This window comes from Pontibacter sp. CAU 1760, from assembly GCF_054482735.1.
The window spans coordinates 1-1,361 of sequence record NZ_JBTLRL010000025.1 but is presented as its reverse complement, the minus strand read 5'-3'; the positions used below and the strand labels follow the sequence as shown (position 1 = coordinate 1,361).

The window sequence follows — 1,361 nt, the reverse complement described above, 5'->3', positions numbered from 1 at the left end:
TGTCTTGTCCTGAAATAAGTTGACGGATTTTAGACGAAATTACTTTTTAATTTGAGACCTCCAGTGCATTTGTATTGGAGGTTTTCTTTTTCCACTGTTTTGCCTTTAGCTTACTTTGCCGGTGCATCTGCTCTGGCGTCAGGTAATGGCACGAGAGATGGGGCCTGAGGCTGTTATAGATGCCTATTGACTCTGCGATCACCTGCACCGCCTCCAGGTGGTGGGCAAAGCCCCTTTCCAACTCAAACTCATCTTTTAAAATGCCATTGACCCGTTCGGCCACCGCGTTCTGGTAAGGGTCGTACTTCTCCGTCATACTGGGCCTTATCTGGGCTGCAGCCAGCAGCAGCTGGTACTCCTGTGAGCAGTACTGCAGCCCCCGGTCCGAGTGGTGAATCAACCTCTGGCCATACTTCTTTCTACCGATGGCCATCTTCAGCGCATGCGCAGGTCCTTCTGCGCGCAAGTCTTCCGAGAGGTGGTAGCCCATGATCTTTTTGGAATAGGCGTCAGTCACCAGTGAAAGGTAGCAATGGCCTTCTCTGGTGGGAATATAGGTGATGTCAGCCACCCACACCTGCTCGGGACGTTCTACATGGAGTCCTTCTACCAGGTTTTTATGCTTTTTCATCCAGTGCTTTGAATCCGTTGTCTTATGATGGCTTTTCCTTGGCTGGACCAGCAGCCCCCCTTCTCTAAGGATGGAGAAGAACTTGTCTCTGCCCACTTTCAGGCCCGTGAGCTGCTCCTGCAAGAGGTAGTAGAGCTTGCGGGTCCCGAGGCGTGGCATTTTCAGGCGCAGCCCCAGGACCAGTGCAAGGACTTGCTCCTGGCGTGTTTGCAGGTGCCGGCTCCTGTGCTGGCTTTTATAATAGGCTTGCCTGGTATAGCCAAACAGTCTGCAGGCCAAGGAAAGACTCATGGCTTTCTCCTTGCTGAGCGTGTGGACTGCTTGGCCGAAGGCTTTTTTCGGATCTGGATCCCCATCTGCCCCTCGGCCACGTCAATGATGGTGTCCAGCAGTTTGGCCTTGAGCTCGGCTTGATCAGCTCTTTTCTGAGCAGCAGCCAGTTGAGCCTCGAGCTCTTTGATGCGTTGGTTGGGTGTCTGAGCCATACAAGAAGTGTTTACCTGCCAAGATAGCCTGCCATGTTTACGAAGCCAAACCAGTACGGTGCTTTTGCCCTGGATGCCGTACTTTTGCTGCGCTTGTTTATAGGTCAACTCTCCCCGCTCTACCTGGGCTACTACAGCTAACTTAAAGCCCAGGGTATAGTCGCACTGAGTACGCTTGCTTTTTTTCTCTTCCCCTTTTTCCATATAAGGTTGTGTTTAGTGTCAACCTATTTCAGGACGGGACA

The 1,361-nt window shown here is 51.9% G+C and carries 1 protein-coding gene; it reads right to left on the bottom strand.

The genetic code is table 11. The features are described from left to right. Nucleotides 1-46: 46 nt before the first annotated feature. Nucleotides 47-1,320, bottom strand: a protein-coding gene (locus ACXYMU_RS20330; RefSeq protein WP_458988263.1) for an IS3 family transposase whose coding sequence is annotated in 2 segments (ribosomal slippage) — nucleotides 47-951 and nucleotides 951-1,320 — 1,275 coding nt in all. Because the reading frame shifts where the segments join, the coding sequence is not laid out codon by codon here. Nucleotides 1,321-1,361 lie beyond the last annotated feature (41 nt).